Origin of the sequence: Pseudomonas protegens CHA0 (assembly GCF_000397205.1) — a bacterium.
Classification (GTDB): Bacteria; Pseudomonadota; Gammaproteobacteria; order Pseudomonadales; family Pseudomonadaceae; genus Aquipseudomonas; species Aquipseudomonas protegens.
The window spans coordinates 5712725-5735676 of the sequence record NC_021237.1; the positions used below are offsets into that span (position 1 = coordinate 5712725).

Genomic DNA, 22952 nt, shown 5'->3' on the forward strand with positions numbered 1-22952 from the left:
CCGGGAATCAGCATGCAATTGATCTGGCTGCGCAGCGACCTGCGCCTACATGACAACACCGCCCTCTGCGCCGCCACCCAGCGTGGCCCGACCGTAGCGGTGTACCTGCTGAGCCCGGAGCAGTGGCAGGCCCACGACGATGCGCCGTGCAAGGTTGACTTCTGGCTGCGCAATCTGCAGTCGTTGAGCAAGTCCCTGGGCCGGCTAAACATCCCCCTGCTGATCCGCAGCGCCGCCACCTGGGACCAGGCCCCCCAGGTCCTGCTGGAACTGTGCCGACAACTGCAGGTACGCATGCTGCATTTCAACCAGGAATACGGGATCCACGAAAGCCGTCGCGACGCCGCAGTGACCCGGGTTCTGGAAGAGGCCGACATCAGTGTCCAGGCCCACCTCGATCAACTGCTGTTCCAGCCCGGTAGCGTGCTGACCAAGAGCGGCGGCTACTTCCAGGTCTTCAGCCAGTTCCGCAAGGTCTGCTACAGCCGCCTGCACAGCGCACTGCCGGCCCTGGTCGCCAGTCCCAAGGCGCAATTGCCGCTGTCGATCCAGGCCGATCCCGTGCCCCGTCATATCGACAGCTTCCCATCCCCCAGCCAATCACTGCGCGACCTCTGGCCGGCCGGCGAAGATCAGGCCCTGGGCCGCCTGGAACAGTTCACCGACGAGCAGATCCACTACTACCAGAGCGAACGCGACTTCCCGGCCAAGCCCGGCACCAGCCAGCTTTCGCCCTACCTCGCCGCCGGAGTGATCTCGCCGCGGCAATGCCTGCACGCCGCCTTGCGCTGCAACCAGGGAGAGTTCGAAAGCGGCAATCCCGGCGCCGTCACCTGGATCAACGAACTGCTGTGGCGCGAGTTCTACAAACACATCCTGGTGGGTTACCCACGGGTTTCCCGGCACCGCGCCTTCCGCCCGGAAACCGAGGCGGTGGCCTGGCGCGACGCCCCCGAAGACCTGACGGCCTGGCAAGAAGGGCGCACCGGCCTGCCGATCATCGACGCCGCCATGCGCCAACTGCTGGAGACCGGCTGGATGCACAACCGCCTGCGAATGGTGGTGGCGATGTTCCTGACCAAGAACCTGCTGATCGACTGGCGTGAAGGCGAGCGCTTCTTCATGCGCCACCTGATCGACGGCGACCTGGCGGCGAACAATGGCGGCTGGCAATGGAGTTCCTCCACCGGCACCGACGCCGCGCCGTACTTCCGCATTTTCAACCCCGTGAGCCAGTCGGAACGTTTCGATGCCGAAGGGCGCTTCATCAAGCACTGGCTGCCGCAACTGGCGGGGTTGAACAAAAAGGATATCCACAACCCGGGGGCCATGGGCGGCCTGTTCGCAGTCGCCGACTACCCGGCGCCCATGGTCGACCTGGCCATGTCCCGGGATCGCGCCCTGGCCGCCTTCAAGGCCCTGCCTGCGCGGCCGGACGCGGGGGGGACCCATGACTGACTTCCTCCAGCGCTTCGCCCGGGACTTCGCCAGCCTCGACAAGCACAACCTGCAGCGCCTGGATCAGCTCTACAGCGAGGACATCCAGTTCACCGACCCGCTGCACGAGGTCAATGGCTTGCCGCGCCTACGGCACTACTTCGCCGAGCTGTACGCCAATGTCAGCGAACTGCGCTTCGACTTCCACGGCATCGATACCTGCGGCGAAGGCCAGGGCTACCTGCGCTGGACCATGAGCTACCGCCACCCGCGCCTGCGCGCTGGCCAGCTGGTCCGGGTCGCCGGCTGCTCGCACCTGCATTGGCGTGACGACAAGGTCTACCGGCATCGCGACTATTTCGACGCCGGCGCGCTGCTCTATGAACACCTGCCGGTACTCGGCACGGTGATCGCCTGGTTGAAAAGGAGGCTCGGATGAACCCGGCAATGCCACGGCGGATCTGGCTCACCGGTGCCAGCAGCGGCATCGGTGCGGCGCTGGCCGAAGAGCTGCTCAAGGCCGGCGCCCAGGTGGCCGTCAGCGCCCGTTCACGCGAGCCCCTGGAGGCCCTGGCCCAGCGGTATCCGGGTCGGGTGCTGGTGGTGCCCGGCGATCTCACCGACGCCCTGCAAGTGCGCGAGATCGGCAAGCGCATCGCCCAGGCCTGGGGCGCCCTGGACACGGCGATTCTCAATGCCGGCACTTGTGAATACATCGACGTGCAGCAATTCGAGGCGGCGCTGATCCAGCGTGTGCTCAACAGCAACCTGCTGTCCGCCGGCTATTGCATCGAAGCCGCACTGCCCTTGTTGCGGGCCGGCAATCAGCCCCATCTGGTGGGCGTGGCCAGTTCCGTGACCTATCTGCCGCTGCCCCGGGCCGGCGCCTACGGCGCCTCCAAGGCCGCCCTGCGTTACCTGCTGCAATCCTTGCGCATCGACCTGGCCGCCGAGGGCATCGACGTCACCGTGGTCAGCCCGGGCTTCGTCGATACCCCGCTGACCGCGCGCAACGACTTTGCCATGCCCATGAGCTGGCCCGCCGCCAAGGCCGCCCGACATATCCACAAGCGTCTGTCACACCGGGATCTGGAGATCGCTTTCCCCGCCCCGTTCATCTTCGGCCTCAAGCTGCTGTCCTGGCTGCCCGGCCGCTTGCAACTGGCCATCGGCAAACGCCTGGCCCGCACGGGGAGTGCATCGTGAAAATCGCCATTATCGGTAGCGGCATCGCCGGCCTGACCTGCGCCTACGTTCTCAACCGTCGCCATGACATCCGGGTCTTCGAGGCCGGCAGCTGGATCGGCGGTCACACCCATACCGTGGAAGTCAGCCACAACGGCGAAACCCAATCCGTGGACACCGGGTTCATCGTCTTCAACGACTGGACCTACCCCAACTTCATCCGCCTGCTGGGCCAGATCGGGGTCAAGTTCAAACCCACCGAGATGAGCTTCTCGGTGTGCGATCCGGCCTCGGGCCTGGAGTACAACGGCAACAACCTCAACAGCCTGTTCGCCCAGCGGCGCAACCTGCTGTCGCCCGGGTTCTGGGGCATGCTGCGGGACATTCTGCGCTTCAACAAAGCCGCCTTGCTCGATCTGCAGCAGCAGCGGATCGCCGCCGACACCACCCTTGGCGACTACCTGAAAAACCAGGGCTATGGCGAGCGTTTCATCCAGCACTACATCGTGCCCATGGGGTCGGCGATCTGGTCGATGTCACGGGTGCAGATGCTCGGTTTCCCCTTGCAGTTCTTTGTGCGTTTCTTCAAGAACCACGGCTTGCTGTCGGTGAACAATCGTCCCCAGTGGTGCGTGATCGAAGGCGGCTCAAGCCGCTATATCGAACCGCTAACCGCCTCTTTCCGCCAGCACATCCGCCTCGACTGCCCGGTGCAACGGGTCGAGCGCGACGAAACCGGCGTGCTGATCCACAGCGCCGCCGGCAGCGAACGCTTCGACAAGGTGGTGTTCGCCTGTCACAGCGACGAGGCCCTGCAACTGCTGGCTAGCCCCAGCCGGGCCGAGCGGGAGATTCTCCAGGCCCTGCCCTACGCCGACAACGACGTGGTACTGCACACCGATACCCGGCTGCTGCCCCGCCGGCGCCTGACCTGGGCCAGCTGGAACTACCGCCTGGACGCCAGCGGCGACAAAGCCGCCGCCGTGACCTACGACATGAACATCCTGCAAGGTCTGAAGAGCGACACCACCTTCTGCGTCAGCCTCAACCAGACCGCGGTCATCGACCCGACGCAAATCCTTGCCCGCTTCACTTACGCCCACCCCCAGTACAGCCTCGAAGCGGTGGCGGCCCAGGCCCGCTGGAGCGAGCTGCAAGGCGCCCAGCACAGCTTCTACTGCGGCGCCTACTGGGCCAACGGCTTTCACGAAGACGGCGTGGTCAGTGCGTTGCGCGTGGCCCAGGCCTTTGGTGAACAACTGTGAACAGTGCCCTGTACAGCGGCTGGATCAGCCACCGGCGCTTCGCCCCCAAGGACCATGCCTTCCGCTATCGGATCGGCCTCTTGTACCTGGACCTGGACGAGCAGGAATCGGTGCTGGGACTCTCGCCCCTGGCGGGCCGCAGCCGTTTCGCCCCCTTCGCCTTCCGCGAAAGCGATTACCTGAAGGACTTCACCGGCCAGGGCATGCGCCTGATCGACGCGGTACGCCAGCAAGTGGCCGCAGCCATCGGCCGTGTGCCGGGCGGCGCGGTGCGCCTGTTGACCCAGGTGCGCAGCTGGGGCCTGGCGTTCAATCCGGTGAGTTTCTTCTACTGCTTCGAGGCCGACGGGCAACTGGCGGCGATTCTCTGTGAAGTCACCAATACCCCGTGGCGCGAGCGCTATCACTACGTGCTGCCGGCCCGCCCGGACAGTGCCGGCGCTGCCGAGCACCAGCACTTTGCCGTGGCCAAGGCCTTCCACGTCTCGCCGTTTTTACCCCGTGACCTGGAATACCGCATGAGCTTCAGCCCGCCGGCCGATCGCCTGGGCGTGCACATGGCCGACTGGCAGGGTGATCTGAAGGTATTCGACGCCACCCTCAGCCTGCAGCGCCAGACCCTGGATCGCCGCAGCCTGCACCAGTACCTGCGCAGTTTTCCATGGATGACCGCCAAGACCTGCCTGGCCATCTACTGGCAGGCCCTGCGCCTGACCGCCAAGGGCATCACCTTCTTTCCCCATGAGGCCGCCGACGGCGCCTATCGCACAGCCGCTGTACAACCCAAGGATCGCCGCCATGAAATCCTCTAGCGTATCGGCCAGAAATACCCTGTTCAGCACCCACAGCCTTACCGCCAACCTGTTGCGTCGCGGTGTGCTGCGGCAACTGGCGCACCTCAAGCACGGCCAACTGCTGGTCATCGAAAACGCCGAGCGCCTGGTCTTCGGCGACCGCACGGCGGCCTTGGTGGGTGAGATCCATATCCACGACAGCAGCGCCTGGGGGCTGGTGGCCAGCAGCGGCTCGATCGGTGCCGGCGAAGCGTTCATCCACGGCTACTGGAGCACCCCGGACCTGACGGCGGTGATCCGCATCTTCGTCAGCAACCTGGACGTGCTGGATGCCATGGAAGGCGGCCTGGCGCGACTCGGCCGGCCGTTGGTACGCGGCCTGCACTGGCTCAATCGCAACACGCGCAAGGGCTCGCAGAAAAACATCGCCGCCCACTACGACCTCGGCAATGAACTGTTCGAGCAGTTTCTCGACCCCACGATGATGTATTCGGCCGCGCAATTTCGCAGCGAGGACGACAGCCTGGAGCAGGCCCAGTTGAACAAACTGGAACGCATCTGCCAGAAACTCGCCCTCAAGCCCGAGGATCACCTGCTGGAAATCGGCACCGGCTGGGGCAGCATGGCGCTGTATGCGGCGCAGAACTACGGGTGCCGCGTGACCACCACCACCTTGTCCAAGGAACAGTTCGCTTATACCCGCCAGCGCATCGACGCTGCCGGCCTGCAGGACCGGGTGACCCTGTTGCTGGAGGACTATCGCGACCTGGACGGGCATTACGACAAGCTGGTGTCCATCGAAATGATCGAAGCCGTGGGCCACCGCTTCCTGCCCACCTACTTCCAGCAGTGCGCGAAGTTGCTCAAAAGCAACGGCCTGATGCTGCTGCAAGCCATCACCATCCGTGACCAGCGCTATGAACAGGCGAAGAACGGCGTGGACTTCATCCAGCGCTACATCTTCCCCGGCGGCGCCCTGCCCAGCGTGCAGAAGATGCTCGAAGTGGTCAGCCGCGACACCGACATGAACCTGCTGCACATGGAGGATTTCGGCCTGCACTACGCCCGCACCCTGCGCCTGTGGCACGAGAACTTCCGCCGCGCCCACGGCCGCCTGAGCGAGCTGGGCTATGACACGTACTTCCTGCGCCTGTGGGAGTTCTACCTGTGCTACTGCGAAGGCGGTTTCCTGGAGCGCAGCATCGGCACCGCGCAAATGCTCCTGGCCAAACCCTCGGCGGTGCCGCAACCCCTGCTGGGACGTTTCGATGCGTAAACAACTGGCCAACGCCCTGCTGTTCCAGCTGGGCTGGTTCATCTGTGTGCTGTCCGGCGACAGCGCCTGGCTGCTGCTGGGGGTGGCGATCCTGCTGGCGCATTTTCGCTGGATCGGCAGCTGGGCCGCGGAAGGCCGGATGATTTTCGGGGTCGCCCTGACCGGCATTACCCTGGACAGCTTCCTGCACTGGCTGGGGGTGTTCCAGTTCCAGCAAGTGAGCCTGCTGATTCCCCTGTGGCTGATCGTGCTCTGGGCCTTGCTGGGAACCACTTTGCGCCACTGCCTGGCGTGGACCGCCCGGCCCTGGTGGCTGACCTGCCTGGTTGGCGCACTGTGCGGACCGCTGTCCTATTACGCCGGGGGCCGCCTGGCCGGAGTGAGCTTTGCCTATGGCCTGTGGCCAACCCTGCTGGGGCTGGGACTGCTGTGGAGCATGCTGCTGCCGCTGCTGCACGTGCTCGCACGCCCCACTGCGGAAGAACCGCAGGCAGCCATCCCGGACTGAGCGTCCGTCCGGGCTTTCCCACAGCAGGGGCTCACTGCCTTACACTGCGCGCCTATGACCACCATCCCCGTTACCTCCATCGCCGCCGAACCCGCCGTCAGTTGCTCCACCTGCGCCGCCTGTTGCTGCCAGCTGGAGGTCATGCTGATCACCGACACCGGGGTGCCCGAGCGCTTTATCGATACCGACGATTGGGGAGGGGAAGTCATGCGCCGCCTGGATGACGGCTGGTGCGCGGCGCTGGACCGCGACAGCATGCGTTGCAGCATCTATGAGCTGCGGCCGCTGATCTGTCGCGAGTTCGAGCTGGGCGAGGCCGATTGCTTGAGCGAACGCCGGGGAATTGCCACGGCGTATCGCTGATAGCGGCCTTAGAGCGGCATCGTGTAATGCAGCGCGTAGCTTTCGATACCGTCGTTGGGGGTCTTGATGCCGGCGTTGGAGTAGTGCGTGGCGCGGATACCGACTTCATGGCCACCGGCGAAGCGCAGGCCGAAACCGATGCGGTCTTCGAACTGGAAGGATGACCCCAGCTTGTTGTCCTCGACCTGGGTATGGGCAAAGGCCGCTACCCCGATGCCGGCCTCGATGTAGGGCTTGACGCTGGCCCCGGCGAATTCGTAGACCAGCACCGGGGAGAACGACAGGCTGTGGTTGCTGGAGGTCTTGTCGCCATCCCAATAGGTGTAGGCGCCGCTCCAGTAACCCGTGAGACGGCCGACGTCACTTTGCAGCCAGCTCTTGTCCCAATCCCATTGCATACCCAGCCGATAGGCCTGGGTCGAATCGCCGGTTTGCCCCACGGAGAACTCGACTCCGGCCGCCTGCGCGGAAAAACTGTGCCCCAACAACCCGGCCGCAAGTGCAGCCAAACACAACAGTCGCTTCATCAGGAACATCCTTTTCGAACGGTTTTATATGGTGTTGTACAACCCTGTGGATAGGCTATAGAAGCCAGCGCGCATTCAGAAGTTCAGCGCCAGCGAAGGGATTTTTCACGATTTTTTCACAACTGCAAAGGCAGGACTTCAGCAGACTCTTTCCACAACAGAGGCAGCACCCGGGCAAAGTGCGGGACATCGCCACTGGTCCAGAAACAGGTTTCCCGGGCTGGCCCCTGGGCGCGCAGATCGCCTTCGTCGAGCAGCCGCTGCAATTGCCGGGCAACCGCGGCGCCGGTATCGATCAGGCTGATGGGCCCGGGCAGCATCTGCGCCAGCAGCGGCTTTAGAAACGGATAATGGGTGCAGCCCAGGATAATGGTGTCGCAGCCGGCAGCCAGCAGAGGCTCGAGGTAGCCGTGCAACAGTTGGCGCAGAGCGGCACTGTGCAAGTCGCCATTCTCGATCATCTCCACCAGCCCCGGGCAGGGCTGCGTGACGACCTTCACATCAGTGGCGAAACGGTCGAGCAAGGCGGCGAACTTGGCACTCTGCAAGGTGCCGGTGGTGGCCAGCACCCCGACCACGCCGCTGCGGGTCGCGGCCGCCGCCGGCTTGACCGCAGGCTCCATGCCAACGATGGGCCAGTCCGGATAATCGCGGCGCAGGTCGGCCACCCCGGCCACGGTAGCAGTGTTGCAGGCCAGTACCAGGGCCTTGGCGCCCTGTTCACGAAAGAACCGGGCCATCAGGCTGCAACGCTGGCGAATGAACTCCGGGGTCTTTTCGCCATAGGGAATATGCCCGCAGTCGCCGAAATACAGCAGCGACTCGTGGGGCAGCAACTGTTGTATTTCCGCCAGCACCGAGAGGCCGCCGACGCCGGAGTCGAACACCCCGATCGGCGCTTCACTCACGATGGGTACCACAGACGCTGCACCCCGGATCGCGCTTGACCCGCAACTCGCGAAAGCGCGTGCCCAGGGCATCGATCAACAACAACCGGCCCACCAGCGGCTCGCCAAACCCGGCCAGCAGTTTCAGGGCTTCCAGGGCCTGCAGGCTGCCCACGGTGCCCACCAGCGGGCCGAGCACCCCGGCTTCGCTGCAGGTCAGTTCGGCTTCGCTGCCATGCCCGTATAGACAGTGGTAGCAAGGGCTTTCCGGGCGCCGCGGGTCGAAGACCGACAATTGCCCTTCCAGGCGGATCGCCGCACCGCTGACCAGGGGCTTGCCGGCCGCCACGCAAGCGGCGTTCACCGCCTCGCGGGTACTGAAGTTGTCGGAGCAATCGAGCACCAGGTCCACCGCCGCTACGGCAGCGGCCAGGGTATCGACATCCAGCGCCTGGCGATGGGGCACCAGGCGGACCTCCGGGTTGAGGGCAGACAGGCGACTGATGGCCGAGTCCACCTTGCTGACCCCGACGCTGTGGCTGTCGTGGATGATCTGCCGTTGCAGGTTGGTCAGGTCCACGCTGTCGAAGTCGGCCAGGTGCAGCTCACCAACCCCCGCCGCCGCCAGGTACAAGGCTGCGGGAGCACCGAGACCGCCGAGGCCGACGATCAGCACGCGGCTTTCCTTGAGGCGCAGCTGGCCGTCGATATCGACATGCTGCAACAGAATCTGTCGGCTATAGCGCAACAGCTCCTGGTCGGTCAGCACGGCCGGCACCCGAGGCTAATGCGCTCATGCCCACCGAGGTCGACCCGGCTGTGGACTTCGATGAAACCCTGGGCAGCCAGCAACTCGCGGACCGCCGCGGCCTGATCGTAACCGTGCTCCAGCATCAGCCAGCCACCGGCCTCCAGGTGCTGCGGAGCCTGGGCGACGATCAGCCGCAGGTCGTCCAGACCATCCTTGCCCGCCACCAGGGCGCTTTCCGGCTCGAAACGCACGTCGCCGGCCACCAGATGGGGGTCAGCTTCGGCAATGTAGGGCGGGTTGCTGATGATCAGATCAAAGCGCCGGGACTCAATGGAGCTGAACCAGTGGCTGCTGAGCACGCTGACGTTGTCCAGTTGCAGGCGCTGGCGGTTGCGTTCGGCCAGGGCCACGGCTTCCAGTACCCGGTCCACGGCCGTGACCTGCCAGGCCGGGCGCTCGCTGGCCAGGGCCAGGGCGATGGCACCACTGCCGGTGCCCAGGTCAAGGACCGTGGCTGGGGTCGCGGGCAACAGTTCCAGCGCCGCTTCCACCAGTAGTTCGGTGTCGGGGCGCGGGATCAGGGTGTGGGGCGCCACCTCCAGGTCGAGCTTCCAGAAGCCCTGCTGGCCAAGGATATAGGCCACCGGCTCGCCGGAGCGGCGTCGCTGCAGGTAGTCGGTGAACACCAGGGCCGCCTCGCTGGGCACGATGCGCTCCGGCCAGGTGTGGAGAAAGCTGCGGGGCTTGCCCAGGGCCGCGGCCAGGAGCAGCTCGGCATCCAGGCGCGGGGTCGGCGAGTCGGGCAGTTGGGCTGCGCGCAGCAGGCTGGCGATGATGGTCATTTACTCACCCAATGCCGCAAGTTGATCGGCCTGATATTCAGCCAGCAACGGCTCGATGACGGCTTCCACGCCCCCGGCGAGGATTTCGTCCAGGGAATACAGGGTCAGGTTGATGCGGTGATCGGTGACCCGGCCCTGGGGGAAGTTGTAAGTGCGGATGCGCTCGGAACGGTCCCCCGAGCCCACCAGCAACTTGCGCTCGCTGGCAATGGCATTGGCCGCGGCGCTGGTCTGCTGGTCGTTGAGCTTGGCCGACAGCCAGGACATGGCCCGCGCCCGGTTCTTATGCTGGGAACGCTCTTCCTGGCACTCCACCACGATCCCCGAAGGGATATGGGTGATGCGGATCGCCGAGTCGGTCTTGTTCACGTGCTGGCCACCGGCACCCGAGGAGCGATAGGTGTCGATGCGCAGGTCCGCCGGGTTGATCTCGATGGCCTCCTGTTCATCCGGCTCGGGCAGTACTGCCACGGTGCAGGCCGAAGTGTGGATGCGGCCCTGGGATTCGGTGGCCGGCACTCGCTGCACGCGGTGCGCGCCGGATTCGAACTTGAGCTTGCCGTAGACGCTCTCGCCTTCGACCCGGGCAATGACTTCCTTATAGCCGCCGTGCTCACCCTCGTTTTCCGAGAGGATCTCCAGCCGCCAGCCACGCCGCTCGGCGTAACGGGAATACATGCGGAACAGGTCGCCGGAGAAGATCGCCGCCTCGTCGCCGCCAGTACCGGCGCGGATTTCCAGAAACACGTTGCGACCGTCGTTGGGGTCCTTGGGCAGCAGCATGCGCTGCAGGCTGCTTTCCAGTTCGGCCAGTTGTTCCTTGGCCTCGCGCACTTCCTCGGCGGCCATTTCCCGCAGGTCCGGGTCGTTGTCCTTGAGCAGCGCCTGGGCGCCTTCAAGGTCCGCCTGGACCTTGAGCACCTGTTTATAAGTAGCCACGATCGGCTCGACTTCCGCGTATTCCTTGGAATAGGCGCGGAACTTGGCCTGATCGGAAATGACCTCAGCATCGCCGAGCAAGGCGGTCAGTTCCTCGAAACGGTCCTGGAGAATGTCCAGCTTACTGAGCAGTGACGCTTTCATTACGGGGTTTTATCCGATGAGCCCTCACCGAGGGCAAAGAGTTCTTGGGCCATGGCCAGCGCATCGAGGCGGCCTTCGGCGGAGAGCTTTTTCAACTGCACGCTCGGCGCGTGCAACAGTTTATTGGTCAGGCCGCGGGCCAACTGGGCCAGCACGTCCTCGGCGCCGCTGCCGTTGGCCAGCATGCGCAGGGCTTTCTGCAGTTCTTCATCGCGCAGGCGTTCGCTCTGCTGACGATAGGCCTTGAGCACATCCACCGCCGCCAGTTCCCGCAGGCGCACCATGAAATCCTCGGCGCCGATGTTCACCAATTCCTCGGCGGCCTGGGCCGCGCCCTGGCGGCTCTTGAGGTTTTCTGCCACCACTTCGTGCAAGTCGTCGACGGTATAGAGGTAAACGTCGTCCAACTCGCCGACTTCTGGCTCGATATCCCGAGGAACGGCGATGTCCACCATGAAAATCGGCTTGTGCTTGCGCAGCTTCAAGGCACTTTCCACTGCGCCCTTGCCGAGGATCGGCAACTGGCTGGCGGTGGAACTGATGACGATGTCGCTGTGCACCAGTTCCTGGGGAATATCCGAAAGCAGCACGGCATGGGCACCGAATTGCTCCGCCAGGAGGCTGGCGCGCTCCAGGGTACGGTTGGCCACCACGATACGCTTGACTCCCAGGTCGTGCAGGTGCCGGGCCACCAGGGTGATGGTCTCCCCGGCGCCGATCAGCAGTGCCTGGCTGCGTTGCAGGTCGCTGAAAATCTGTTTCGCCAGGCTCACCGCGGCGAAGGCCACGGACACCGGGTTCTCACCGATGGCGGTGTCGGTGCGCACCTGCTTGGCGGCGCTGAATGTGGCCTGGAACAGCCGGCCCAGCAGCGGCCCGACGGTGCCGGCCTCGCGGGCCACGGCGTAGGCGGACTTCATCTGCCCGAGAATCTGTGGCTCGCCCAGTACCAGCGAATCCAGCCCCGACGCCACCCGCATCATGTGACGAACTGCCGCATCGTCCTCATGCACGTAGGCACTGGCGCGCAGCTCGTCTAGGCTCAAATGGTGATATTCCGCCAGCCAGCGCAGCACCACATCCGCAGAAAGATGATCCTGTTCTATATAGAGCTCACTGCGATTGCAGGTGGAGAGGATCGCAGCTTCGCGGCTGTCGGTGAGTCGGCAGAGCTGCTGCAAGGCCTCAACCAACTGCTCAGGGGTAAAGGCCACGCGCTCGCGGACGTCTACAGAAGCAGTCTTGTGGTTAATACCGAGTGCAAGGAAGGCCATTCAAGGTCGCTGATGATGTCGAGAAGCCGGCAATTGTCCTACTTCGCCCGACTCAGAACAACTACCGCCGACTATTGTCCTAATAGACTGCCTCTGTTCTGGCATCCCGTTGAGTCTCGGTTATGTTTGGCCGAAGGCTTGTGTCATGATGATCCGACCGCAGGTTAGTCGCCCTCTTCCTATATGAATAGATCTTCCGCGTTGCTCCTCGCCTTTGTCTTCCTCAGCGGTTGCCAATCTCTGGCACCCGTTTCACCGGACGCTACGTCGCCGGTGGAAGACAGCACCTCCGCCCCTGAAAAGCCCAAGGTCTACTCCTCGTTCAGCGAAGACACCGTCTTCAGCCTGCTGAGCGCTGAACTCGCGGGCCAGCGCAATCGTTTCGACATTGCCCTGGACAACTACGTAACCCAGGCCATCAACACCCAGGATCCGGGCATCTCCGAGCGGGCCTTTCGCATCGCCGAATACCTGGGCGCCGACCAGGCTGCCCTGGACACGTCGCTGATCTGGGCGAAAAACGCCCCCGACGACCTGGAAGCGCAGCGAGCCGCCGCGATCCAGCTGGCCCGGGCCGGGCGCTATGACGACTCGATGGTCTATATGGAGAAGGTCCTACAAGGCAAGGGCGATACCCACTTCGACTTTCTTGCCCTGTCCGCAGCCGATACCGACCAGGACACGCGCAACGGCCTGATGAAAAGCTTCGACCGCCTGCTGCAGAAACACCCGCACAACAGCCAGTTGATTTTCGGCAAGGCCTTGCTCATGCAACAGGACGGCGACGCCAAGGAAGCCCTGGCCCTGCTGGAACAGAACCCACCGGAAGACGGTGAAGTTGCGCCATTGCTGCTGCGCGCCCGCCTGCTGCAAAGCCTGAACCGGGGTAAAGAAGCCCTGCCGCTGCTGGAAAAAAGCATCCGCAAGTACCCGGACGACAAGCGCCTGCGCCTGACCTACGCCCGCATGCTGGTGGAGCAGGACCGCATGGAGGATGCCAAGACCCAGTTCTCCAGTCTGGTCCAGCAATATCCGGAAGATGACGAACTGCGCTATTCCCTGGCACTCGTCTGCCTGGAGGCCAAGGCCTGGGAAGAAGCCAAGGGCTACCTGGAAGACCTGATTGCCCGTGAAAGCCACGAAGACTCCGCGCACCTGAACCTGGGCCGGATCGCCGAAGAACTCAACGACCCGCAAGGGGCCTTGATCGAATACGGCCAGGTCGGCCCGGGCAATGACTACCTGCCCGCACAGTTGCGCCAGGCCGATATCCTGATGAACAACGGCCGCACCGACGAGGCGCAAAAACGCCTGGTGGCGGCCCGCGACGCCCAACCCGACTACGCCATCCAGCTGTACCTGATCGAAGTCGAGACCCTGTCAGCGAACAACCAGGGCGAGCGCGCCTGGAAAGTCGTCCAACAGGCCCTGCAGCAATACCCCGACGACCTGAACCTGCTGTACACCCGCGCCATGCAGGCGGAAAAACGCAATGACCTTGCGCAGATGGAAAAGGATCTGCGCCTGATCATCCAGCGCGAACCGGACAACGCCATGGCATTGAACGCCCTGGGCTACACCTTGTCTGACCGCACTACACGCTATGCCGAAGCCAAGACCCTGATCGAGCAAGCCCACCAGTTGACTCCGGAAGACCCGGCCGTCCTCGACAGCCTGGGCTGGGTGAATTTCCGCCTGGGCAACCTGGACGAAGCCGAACGCCTGCTGCGCCAGGCCCTGGAGCGCTTCCCCGATCAGGAAGTGGCGGCGCACCTGGGTGAAGTGCTGTGGAACAACGGCAAGCAGCGCGAGGCCAAGCAGATCTGGAGCAAGTTCCTCAAGGATCAGCCCGACAGCCCCGTACTACGCGGCACCATCAAACGCCTGACCGGATCAGAGACTCTTTAAGACCATGTTTTTGCGCCACTTTATTGTTTTCAGCTTTATCGCCCTGCTGGCCGGCTGCGCCGGCTTCGGTGCCCGAGAGTCCGTCCAGGGCCAGGGCAACCCTACGCAATGGCGCTTGCACAAGGATCAACTGACCGGCCTCGACGGCTGGCAGATCAACGGCAAGATCGGCATTCGTGCCCCCAAGGATTCCGGCAGCGGCACTCTGTTCTGGCTGCAACGCCAGGACTACTACGACATCCGCCTGTCAGGCCCGCTGGGCCGTGGCGCCGCACGACTCACCGGTCGTCCCGGCCAGGTCAGCCTGGAAGTGGCCAACCAGGGTCGCTATGAATCCGCAAGCCCGGAAACCCTGCTGGAAGAACAGCTGGGCTGGAAGCTGCCGGTCTCGCACCTGGCCTGGTGGGTTCGCGGCCTGCCCGCGCCCGACAGCAAAAGCCGCCTGACCCTGGACGGCGACAGCCATCTGGCGAGCCTGGAGCAAGATGGCTGGCAGGTGGAATACAGCAGCTACTCGCAGCAGAACGGCTATTGGCTGCCCGAGCGGATCAAACTGCACGGCAGCGACCTTGACGTCACCCTGGTGATCAAGGAATGGCTGCCGCGCAAGCTGGGGCAATGAAATGTCCGTGGAAAAACTGACCCTGCCCTCCCCGGCCAAACTCAATCTGATGCTGCACATCCTCGGTCGCCGTGAAGATGGCTATCACGAGCTGCAGACCCTGTTCCAGTTTCTCGACTACGGCGATGAAATCACTTTCGCCCTGCGCGATGACGGCGTGATTCGCCTGCACACCGCGTTCGAAGGCGTGCCACACGACAGCAACCTGATCGTCAAGGCGGCGAAGAAACTCCAGGAACAATCGGGCTGCACCCAGGGCATCGACATCTGGATCGACAAGATCCTGCCCATGGGCGGCGGCATCGGCGGCGGCAGTTCGAATGCCGCCACCACCCTGCTGGGCCTCAATCACTTGTGGCAACTGGGCTGGGACGAAGACCGACTGGCCGCACTGGGGCTGACCCTGGGCGCCGATGTTCCGGTTTTCGTCCGCGGGCATGCTGCCTTCGCCGAAGGTGTGGGGGAAAAACTGACCCCTGAATATCCCGAAGAACCCTGGTATCTGGTACTGGTCCCGCAAGTGTCTGTTAGTACAGCAGAAATTTTTTCAGATCCTTTGTTGACACGGAACACCGCGCCCATTAAAGTGCGCCCCGTTCCCAAGGGAAACAGCAGAAACGACTGCCTTTCGGTAGTCGCAAGGCGTTATCCAGAAGTACGTAACGCATTGAATTTGCTAGGTAAATTTGCCGAAGCAAAACTGACTGGAACTGGAAGTTGTGTGTTTGGGGGCTTCCCAAGCAAAGCTGAAGCTGATAAAGTCTCGGCCCTTCTTACAGAGACCCTTACAGGGTTTGTAGCCAAAGGAAGCAACGTTTCGATGTTGCATCGCAAGCTGCAAAGTCTGCTCTAAAGGAACCGAGTGCCAGGCATTCGAAGCAACAGATACAGGGGCGTCGCCAAGCGGTAAGGCAGCAGGTTTTGATCCTGCCATGCGTTGGTTCGAATCCAGCCGCCCCTGCCATTTTCCTATACTCATCCAGGTATACCCTCAGCCTTCAGGTACTGCGCGTGTCCAAGATGATGGTCTTTACGGGGAACGCTAACCCCGATCTGGCTCGGCGTGTCGTACGTCAGCTGCATATCCCTCTCGGTGACATCTCTGTTGGAAAATTTTCCGACGGCGAAATTACTGCCGAGATCAATGAAAATGTCCGCGGTAAAGACGTCTTCATTATTCAGCCGACTTGCGCTCCGACCAACGATAACCTGATGGAACTCGTGGTGATGGCCGACGCCTTCCGCCGTTCCTCAGCTACTCGTATCACTGCTGTTATTCCTTATTTTGGTTATGCCCGTCAGGATCGCCGTCCGCGTTCCGCACGTGTGGCTATCAGCGCGAAAGTCGTCGCTGACATGCTCACCGTAGTCGGCATCGACCGTGTTCTCACGGTTGATCTGCATGCTGACCAGATTCAGGGCTTCTTCGATATTCCGGTAGATAACATCTACGGCTCCCCGGTTCTGGTGGATGACATCGAAGATCAGCGTTTCGAAAACCTGATGATCGTGTCCCCGGACATTGGCGGCGTCGTGCGTGCACGTGCCGTGGCCAAGTCCCTGGGTGTTGATCTCGGGATCATCGACAAGCGTCGTGAGAAAGCCAATCACTCCGAAGTGATGCATATCATCGGCGACGTCGAAGGACGCACCTGCATTCTGGTCGATGACATGGTCGATACCGCCGGCACCCTGTGCCACGCGGCCAAGGCCCTGAAAGAGCATGGCGCAGCCAAGGTCTTTGCCTACTGCACACACCCTGTGCTGTCGGGTCGGGCCATCGAGAACATTGAAAATTCCGTGCTGGACGAGCTGGTGGTGACCAACACCATCCCGCTGTCCGCTGCAGCACAAGCCTGTGCGCGTATCCGTCAACTGGATATCGCACCGGTAGTTGCCGAGGCGGTTCGCCGTATCAGCAACGAAGAATCGATCAGCGCGATGTTCCGCTAGGGCCCGTCCCTGGCAGAACATCCCGATGACGAAAAGCGCCCCGTCCCAACCTGTGTTGGGACGGGGCTTTTTTGCCCATATCGCCTTTAGCGCTGGTCGCAAACGCTGGGGCGAGTGTGGTTATTTTGGAGATACAACATGAACGATTTTACTCTGAATGCTGAAGTGCGTTCCGACCTGGGGAAAGGTGCGAGCCGCCGCCTGCGTCGTCTCGCAAGCCTGGTTCCAGCTGTAGTTTACGGTGGCGACAAAGCCCCTGAATCCATCAGCATGCTGGCCAAAGAAGTTGCCAAGCTGCTGGAAAACGAAGCTGCCTACAGCCATATCATCGAACTGAACGTTGGTGGCACCAAGCAGAACGTCGTGATCAAGGCCCTGCAACGTCACCCGGCCAAAGGCCACGTGATGCACGCTGACTTCGTTCGCGTGGTTGCTGGTCAGAAACTGACCGCCATCGTTCCAGTGCACTTCATCAACGAAGCTGCTCCGGTCAAGAAAGGCGGCGAGATCTCGCACGTAATCGCGGAAATCGAAGTTTCCTGCCTGCCCAAAGACCTGCCTGAATTCATCGAAGTCGACCTGGCTGACGCTGAAATCGGCACCATTGTTCACCTGTCCGACATCAAGGCCCCTAAAGGCGTTGAATTCGTGGCCCTGGCACACGGCAACGACCTGGCAGTAGCCAACGTTCACGCTCCACGTGTTGCTCCAGAAGCTGCAGAAGGCGCTGCAGAGTAATTCACTCTGACGCGGGAGTTAAGCGGAGTACATCGCGGACTGGAACGTAGCGAGAAAGCGGGCGAGAACGCGAAGTTTGCCGCAAGGCAACCCAGCTTTTGTCGTCCACTTTCGCCGTAGCACCGGTTGCGGCGATGTCATCCACCACTCCAAAGAAGGGCCCCCATCGTGACTGCCATCAAACTGATCGTTGGCCTGGGTAATCCAGGCACCGAATACGAACAGACCCGGCATAACGCAGGGGCCCTTTTTGTTGAGCGCATCGCCGAAAAACAAGGGATCAACCTTGTCGCCGATCGCAAATATTTCGGCCTGACCGGGCGCTTCAGTCACCAGGGTCAGGACATTCGTCTGTTGATTCCCACCACCTACATGAACCGCAGCGGCCAGGCCGTGGCGGCGCTTGCCGGCTTCTTCCGCATCAAGCCGGAAGAGATCCTGGTGGCCCACGACGAACTCGACTTGCCGCCAGGCGTCGCCAAGCTCAAGACCGGCGGCGGCCATGGCGGGCACAACGGACTGCGGGACATCATCGCGCAGCTCGGTAATCAGAATACCTTTCACCGCCTGCGGCTCGGCATCGGCCATCCGGGCGTTGCCAGTATGGTTTCAAACTTTGTCCTGGGTCGTGCGCCACGCGCCGAACAGGAAAAACTCGATGCCAGCATCGATTTTGCCCTCGGCGTGCTGCCGGATATCTTCGCCGGTGAATGGAACCGCGCGATGAAAAACCTGCACAGCCAGAAGGCCTGACTCTACTCCTCGGGGAATACACCATGGGATTCAATTGCGGCATCGTCGGCCTGCCTAACGTCGGCAAGTCCACCCTGTTCAACGCCCTGACCAAATCCGGGATCGCGGCCGAGAACTTCCCCTTCTGCACCATCGAGCCCAACAGCGGTATCGTGCCGATGCCCGACCCGCGCCTGGACGCCCTGGCCGCCATCGTCGTGCCCGAGCGCGTGCTGCCCACCACCATGGAGTTCGTCGACATCGCCGGCCTGGTGGCCGGTGCTTCGAAAGGTGAAGGCCTGGGCAACAAGTTCCTGGCCAACATCCGCGAAACCGACGCCATCGCCCATGTGGTCCGCTGCTTCGAAGACGACAACGTGATCCACGTGTCCAACAGCGTCGACCCCAAGCGCGATATCGAGATCATCGACCTGGAACTGATCTTCGCCGACCTCGACAGCTGCGAAAAACAGTTGCAGAAAGTCGCCCGCAACGCCAAGGGCGGTGACAAGGATGCCGTGGCCCAGAAAGCCCTGCTGGAGCAGTTGATCGCCCACTTCACCGAAGGCAAGCCGGCCCGCAGCCTGATGAAGGACATGAGCGCCGATGAGAAGCTGATCATCCGCGGCTTCCACCTGCTGACCACCAAGCCGGTGATGTACATCGCCAACGTTGCCGAAGACGGCTTCGAGAACAACCCGCTGCTGGACGTGGTCAAGGCCATCGCCGAAGAAGAAGGCGCCATGGTGGTGCCGGTATGCAACAAGATCGAAGCGGAAATCGCCGAACTTGAAGACGGCGAAGAAAAGGACATGTTCCTCGAGGCCCTGGGCCTGGAAGAGCCCGGCCTGAACCGGGTGATCCGCGCCGGCTACGAAATGCTCAACCTGCAGACCTACTTCACCGCAGGTGTGAAGGAAGTCCGCGCCTGGACCGTGCGTGTCGGTGCTACCGCGCCCCAAGCGGCCGCGGTGATCCACACCGACTTCGAGAAAGGCTTCATCCGTGCCGAAGTCATCGCCTACAACGACTTCATCCAGTTCAAGGGTGAAGCCGGAGCCAAGGAAGCCGGTAAATGGCGTCTGGAAGGCAAGGAATACATCGTCAAGGACGGCGACGTGATGCACTTCCGCTTCAACGTGTAATGCCCCTTCAGCCCCATTGCCTGGCAATGGGGCTGATTCCCCCCGCTACATCCAGCGGCCTCAGAAGTAAGTGGTCGCCCCCGCGAAGAACGCCCGCCCGGGCACATAGAAGTTGGTCGATCCGTCCCGCAGGTCTTTATCCAGCAGGTTCTGCACGCCGCCATTCAGGGTCAGCCACTTGGTCAGCGCCAGGTTCGCCGTCAGGTCGTAGGTGGTGTAGGACTGCACGAAATCATTGCCCATGCCCCGCTGCTTGCCGACGTGCTGAGCCGAAAGCTCGGTGCTCAAACGGTCGGTGACCTGCCAGTCCAGCGCACTGAATGCCGACAGTTTGGGTGAACTGATCAGGTCTTCACCGGTGGACAGGTTCTTGCTTTCCAGCATGTAGGTGGCGTTGGTGCGCCAGTTCACGGAGTCGCCCAGCGGCACCCGGGCGGTGCCTTCCCAGCCACGGGTACGGGCCTTGTCGACGTTTTCCAGCATGGTCCACCAGCGGCCCTGGTACTGGCCCAACGGGCCGTATTCGATCTTGTCGGTGAAGTCGGTGTGGAAGTAGGTCAGGCCCGCTTCCCAGCCATCGTGGTCGAACGATAGGCCGATTTCCTTGTTGGTGCTGGTTTCCGGTGTCAGGTTCGGATTGCCCGCCATCCAGCAACTACCAGTGACATAGCCCAACGGCCGTAACGAACCACAGCCCCGGCCTGCGGATTCGGTAGCCGCCCCCGCACTGCCCTCCTTCAGGCTTGGCGCACGAAAACCCTTGGAAACACCGCCACGCACGGTCCAGTCCGGGTGCGGGTGATAGACCACATACGCCCGCGGGCTGTTGTGGTTACCGTACTTGTCGCTGTGGTCGAAGCGGTTGCCCAGGGTCAGGGACAGGTTGTCCAGCAGGAACAGTTCATCCTCGATAAAGGCCGCCGAGTAATCGCCCTTCAAGGTCGAGCCACTGACCGGCGCGCCCTGATAATCCACGGGTACCGTGCCCAGGGTATCGGTGTTGGTCAGCTCTTCACGCTTCCATTGCCCGCCCACCGTCAGGCGCTGGTCCAACAGCAATTGGAAGGGAATATTCAGGCTGCCCTCGACGATCTTCTCTTCCGAGTTGGCTTTGCCCAGGTCAAGGTCGTTGCGGTACTTGTTCAGGTAGGCATCGAGCTTCGAGGTACCAAAGCTCCAGTCGCCGGTATGGGACAGAATGTAGCTGTCGCGGGTCAGGCGGCTGGGGCCGAAGGCGCCACCAACGGTCTCGTTCCAGTCACCAAAGGTCTTCTTTGATGCCCAGGAATGCTCAACGCCATGCACCGCCTCGAAGGACAGGCTCTGCTCCTGGTTGATCTGCCAGTCCAGCAGTGCATTCACGCTCTGATCCTTGGAGCCGCCCGCGCCATCGTCGTACATGAAATCGCCCTGGGCATCGCGCCGCGCCTCTACCTCATCCGCAGCCCGACGCGTGACGTTGGCCCCCAGGCGCAGCCCCAGGGACTCCGTCAGCGGACCTGCCGCATTCACGCTGTACTGAGTGGTCTGGCCGCGGTCGGAATCCTTGGGCACGGTGATATTGGTGCTGGCCGAGCCGGTCCAGGTCCGCGAGACCTTGCGGGTGATGATATTGATCACCCCGCCCATGGCGTCCGAACCATACAGCGACGACATAGGCCCGCGGACGATCTCGATGCGCTCGATCATGTTCGGCGAGATCCAGTTCAGGTCCTGGCGCGCCAGGTCGCGGCGATAACTCAGGTCCGCGGAACTGCCGACCCGCTTGCCATCCACCAGGATCAGCGTGTACTTGTCGTCCAGCCCCCGCAGCTTGATCTTCGACTGCTCGCCCACCGGGCCGAAACCACCGGTCACCCCCGGCACCCGGCGCAGCAGGGTATTGAGGTCATAGACCGGCTGGCGCTCGATTTCCTCGCGGGTGATGACGCTGACACTGGCCGGGGCATCCTTGAGATCCGTGGCGCCGCCAGTAGCCGTGACAAAGGCGGTATCCAGTTCCAACGATGCAGGCTTGACCTCTTCAACCACATCGCCGGCCTGCGCCAGCGGGGCCAGCAGGCCGACACCGGCGCTGAGCAGAAGCGAATTGAACAGGCAGGAGCTGACTTTCATTACAAACGATCCTTGTCGATTCAATGCACCCGGATGGTGCATCAAGGGAGAGAGGGATCGGAGTGTAATGCTAATGAATATCATTTATAAATAGGAATGTTTCCGCACTGTTACATTACGGCTTGCCGCCCGTTGCAGGCAGCGCCCTGAAACGGCCCACTGCATGCGGGTCGCTTCAGGGTCGTGGGCTCAGCAGATTTCTTCGTAAGGCAGGCCCACATAGTTCTCGGCAATGTTCACCAGGCCAGCGTGGGAGTTGAGGAAATATTCGCGATCGGCCTGCTGCATCTTGTGGTCCCAGGCATCCTGCCGGTCGCCGAAATCGTGCAGCAGATTGGTCATGAACCAGCTGAAGCGTTCGCCCTTCCACACCCGGCGCAAGGCCAGTTCGGAATACTTTTCCAGCAGCTCGGTACGCCCTTCGCGGTAGACCTTGACCAGGATCCGGTACAGGTAGCACACATCGGAGGCCGCCAGGTTCAGGCCCTTGGCACCGGTAGGCGGAACGATATGGGCCGCGTCCCCCACCAGGAACAGCTTGCCGTACTGCATGGGCTCCACCACATAGCTGCGCAGCGGCGCGATGCTTTTCTCCAGCGCTGGCCCGGTCACCAGGTCAGCCGCCACCTCTTCTGGCAGACGGGCCTTGAGCTCGTTCCAGAAGCGCTCGTCGGACCAGTCCTCGACCTTGTCGCTCAGCGGCACTTGCAGGTAGTAGCGGCTGCGGGTCAGGGAGCGCTGGCTGCACAGCACGAAACCACGTTCATGCTGCCCATAGATCAGTTCGTGATTGACCGGTGGGGTATCGGACAGCAGCCCCAGCCAGCCGAAGGGGTATTCGCGCTCGTAGTGGGTCAGCACGTCTTCGGGGATGCTCTTGCGCGCCACGCCATGAAAACCGTCGCAGCCGGCGATGTAATCGCAGTCGATGCGCTGCAGCTGGCCGTCTTTTTCATAGGTGATATAGGGCTGCGCGCCCTTCATGTCATGGGGCTGCACCTTGTCCGCCGAATAGATGATCGGCGCTGCGCAGGCAGCGCGGGCCTCCATCAGGTCGCGGGTGACTTCGGTCTGGCCATAGACCATCACCGTCTTGCCGCCGGTCAGGGCCTTGAGGTCGATGCGCACGCGCTTGCCGCCCATCAGCAGCTCCACCCCTTCATGGACCAGGCCTTCAGCGTCCATGCGGCGGGCCACACCGGCCTCGCGCAGCATGTCCACGGTGCCCTGCTCCAGCACACCGGCACGGATGCGGCCCAGCACGTAGTCCGGGGTCTGGCGCTCGACAATCACGGTGTCGATGCCGGCCTTGTGCAGCAGTTGGCCCAGCAGAAGGCCGGAAGGTCCGGCGCCGATAATCGCAACCTGAGTTTTCATTGTTGTCGTCTCATGAGGGCATTCCAGTCACCGTGCAGGCGAAATCCGGAATTTATGGTTATTGTTGTACCCCTGCATTTTTGCCGACAAAAATCGCAAAAAATGGTGATTAACCGCCGTAAAAATGCACTTTTGAAAACAGCGTTCGATTATCGAGCATTCCAATCCCT

The 22952-nt window shown here is 62.4% G+C and carries 23 protein-coding genes and 1 tRNA gene; 16 read left to right on the plus strand and 8 right to left on the minus strand.

Annotated elements, in window-relative coordinates:
- Nucleotides 1-12: 12 nt before the first annotated feature.
- The 8 genes from phrB to PFLCHA0_RS25510 are packed head-to-tail and all read left to right on the plus strand — an operon-like array spanning nt 13 to nt 6828.
- A complete protein-coding gene (gene phrB / locus PFLCHA0_RS25475) occupies nt 13-1458 on the plus strand; it encodes a deoxyribodipyrimidine photo-lyase (protein WP_015636965.1) in 1446 nt (481 codons plus the stop codon).
- Nucleotides 1451-1876 (plus strand): nuclear transport factor 2 family protein, encoded by a 426-nt coding sequence (locus PFLCHA0_RS25480; RefSeq protein WP_015636966.1) that lies wholly within the window; start codon nt 1451-1453, stop codon nt 1874-1876. Before phrB ends, PFLCHA0_RS25480 begins: the two co-directional genes overlap by 8 nt.
- Nucleotides 1873-2643, plus strand: coding sequence for an SDR family NAD(P)-dependent oxidoreductase (locus PFLCHA0_RS25485; RefSeq protein WP_015636967.1), 771 nt, complete (start codon nt 1873-1875; stop codon nt 2641-2643). The genes PFLCHA0_RS25480 and PFLCHA0_RS25485 overlap by 4 nt, the downstream gene beginning before the upstream one ends.
- Entirely contained in the window at nt 2640-3887 is a 1248-nt protein-coding gene (locus tag PFLCHA0_RS25490; RefSeq protein ID WP_015636968.1) for an NAD(P)/FAD-dependent oxidoreductase, read from the plus strand. Before PFLCHA0_RS25485 ends, PFLCHA0_RS25490 begins: the two co-directional genes overlap by 4 nt.
- Nucleotides 3884-4699 carry a DUF1365 domain-containing protein gene (locus PFLCHA0_RS25495; protein ID WP_015636969.1) on the plus strand — a complete coding sequence of 272 codons (816 nt, stop codon included), beginning with the start codon at nt 3884-3886 and terminating at the stop codon, nt 4697-4699. Before PFLCHA0_RS25490 ends, PFLCHA0_RS25495 begins: the two co-directional genes overlap by 4 nt.
- Nucleotides 4686-5957, plus strand: coding sequence for an SAM-dependent methyltransferase (locus PFLCHA0_RS25500; protein ID WP_015636970.1), 1272 nt, complete (start codon nt 4686-4688; stop codon nt 5955-5957). The genes PFLCHA0_RS25495 and PFLCHA0_RS25500 overlap by 14 nt, the downstream gene beginning before the upstream one ends.
- On the plus strand, nt 5950-6465 hold the full coding sequence (locus PFLCHA0_RS25505; protein WP_015636971.1) for a DUF2878 domain-containing protein: 516 nt from the start codon (nt 5950-5952) through the stop codon (nt 6463-6465). Before PFLCHA0_RS25500 ends, PFLCHA0_RS25505 begins: the two co-directional genes overlap by 8 nt.
- Before the next feature lie 54 nt (nt 6466-6519).
- A complete protein-coding gene (locus tag PFLCHA0_RS25510) occupies nt 6520-6828 on the plus strand; it encodes a YkgJ family cysteine cluster protein (RefSeq protein ID WP_011063401.1) in 309 nt (102 codons plus the stop codon).
- An 8-nt stretch (nt 6829-6836) separates the two neighbouring features.
- Here PFLCHA0_RS25510 and PFLCHA0_RS25515 read toward each other — a convergent pair whose 3' ends face one another.
- From PFLCHA0_RS25515 to hemA, 6 genes are all read right to left on the minus strand, one after another.
- A complete protein-coding gene (locus tag PFLCHA0_RS25515) occupies nt 6837-7355 on the minus strand; it encodes an acyloxyacyl hydrolase (protein WP_015636972.1) in 519 nt (172 codons plus the stop codon).
- Nucleotides 7356-7471: 116 nt separating this feature from the next.
- Nucleotides 7472-8263 carry a glutamate racemase gene (murI, locus tag PFLCHA0_RS25520; RefSeq protein ID WP_011063403.1) on the minus strand — a complete coding sequence of 264 codons (792 nt, stop codon included), beginning with the start codon at nt 8261-8263 and terminating at the stop codon, nt 7472-7474.
- Nucleotides 8256-9011, minus strand: a complete 756-nt coding sequence (locus PFLCHA0_RS25525) for a molybdopterin-synthase adenylyltransferase MoeB (RefSeq protein WP_015636974.1) — start codon at nt 9009-9011, stop codon at nt 8256-8258. Before PFLCHA0_RS25525 ends, murI begins: the two co-directional genes overlap by 8 nt.
- Nucleotides 9005-9835, minus strand: a complete 831-nt coding sequence (prmC, locus tag PFLCHA0_RS25530) for a peptide chain release factor N(5)-glutamine methyltransferase (RefSeq protein WP_015636975.1) — start codon at nt 9833-9835, stop codon at nt 9005-9007. The genes PFLCHA0_RS25525 and prmC overlap by 7 nt, the downstream gene beginning before the upstream one ends.
- Nucleotides 9836-10918 (minus strand): peptide chain release factor 1, encoded by a 1083-nt coding sequence (gene prfA, locus PFLCHA0_RS25535; RefSeq protein ID WP_011063406.1) that lies wholly within the window; start codon nt 10916-10918, stop codon nt 9836-9838.
- The gene (hemA, locus tag PFLCHA0_RS25540) at nt 10918-12192 is read right to left on the minus strand and encodes a glutamyl-tRNA reductase (RefSeq protein WP_011063407.1); all 1275 of its coding nucleotides are present in this window, start codon (nt 12190-12192) and stop codon (nt 10918-10920) included. Before hemA ends, prfA begins: the two co-directional genes overlap by 1 nt.
- Nucleotides 12193-12375: 183 nt before the next feature.
- On the opposite strand from hemA, the gene PFLCHA0_RS25545 reads away from it, so the two are divergent.
- The 8 genes from PFLCHA0_RS25545 to ychF all read left to right on the plus strand — a co-directional run bounded on the left by PFLCHA0_RS25545 (nt 12376) and on the right by ychF (nt 19290).
- Complete coding sequence (locus tag PFLCHA0_RS25545) at nt 12376-14100, plus strand: tetratricopeptide repeat protein (RefSeq protein WP_015636976.1); 1725 nt, start codon at nt 12376-12378, stop codon at nt 14098-14100.
- Nucleotides 14101-14104: 4 nt separating this feature from the next.
- Nucleotides 14105-14722: a lipoprotein insertase outer membrane protein LolB gene (gene lolB, locus PFLCHA0_RS25550; protein ID WP_015636977.1), complete on the plus strand. Its 618-nt coding sequence runs from the start codon at nt 14105-14107 to the stop codon at nt 14720-14722.
- Between the two features lies 1 nt (nt 14723).
- A complete protein-coding gene (gene ispE, locus PFLCHA0_RS25555) occupies nt 14724-15575 on the plus strand; it encodes a 4-(cytidine 5'-diphospho)-2-C-methyl-D-erythritol kinase (RefSeq protein WP_015636978.1) in 852 nt (283 codons plus the stop codon).
- Between the two features lie 36 nt (nt 15576-15611).
- Nucleotides 15612-15686 (plus strand) — tRNA-Gln (locus PFLCHA0_RS25560).
- A gap of 47 nt (nt 15687-15733) precedes the next feature.
- Nucleotides 15734-16675 carry a ribose-phosphate pyrophosphokinase gene (locus PFLCHA0_RS25565; protein WP_003171603.1) on the plus strand — a complete coding sequence of 314 codons (942 nt, stop codon included), beginning with the start codon at nt 15734-15736 and terminating at the stop codon, nt 16673-16675.
- Nucleotides 16676-16813: 138 nt separating this feature from the next.
- Complete coding sequence (locus PFLCHA0_RS25570; RefSeq protein ID WP_011063411.1) at nt 16814-17413, plus strand: 50S ribosomal protein L25/general stress protein Ctc; 600 nt, start codon at nt 16814-16816, stop codon at nt 17411-17413.
- A gap of 168 nt (nt 17414-17581) precedes the next feature.
- Entirely contained in the window at nt 17582-18166 is a 585-nt protein-coding gene (gene pth, locus PFLCHA0_RS25575; RefSeq protein WP_011063412.1) for an aminoacyl-tRNA hydrolase, read from the plus strand.
- A gap of 23 nt (nt 18167-18189) precedes the next feature.
- Entirely contained in the window at nt 18190-19290 is a 1101-nt protein-coding gene (gene ychF, locus PFLCHA0_RS25580) for a redox-regulated ATPase YchF (protein ID WP_015636980.1), read from the plus strand.
- Nucleotides 19291-19350: 60 nt separating this feature from the next.
- Here ychF and PFLCHA0_RS25585 read toward each other — a convergent pair whose 3' ends face one another.
- Together PFLCHA0_RS25585 and pobA are read right to left on the minus strand one after the other, a co-directional pair.
- Entirely contained in the window at nt 19351-21405 is a 2055-nt protein-coding gene (locus PFLCHA0_RS25585; protein ID WP_041752561.1) for a TonB-dependent receptor domain-containing protein, read from the minus strand.
- A gap of 189 nt (nt 21406-21594) precedes the next feature.
- Complete coding sequence (gene pobA, locus PFLCHA0_RS25590; RefSeq protein WP_011063415.1) at nt 21595-22782, minus strand: 4-hydroxybenzoate 3-monooxygenase; 1188 nt, start codon at nt 22780-22782, stop codon at nt 21595-21597.
- Nucleotides 22783-22952 lie beyond the last annotated feature (170 nt).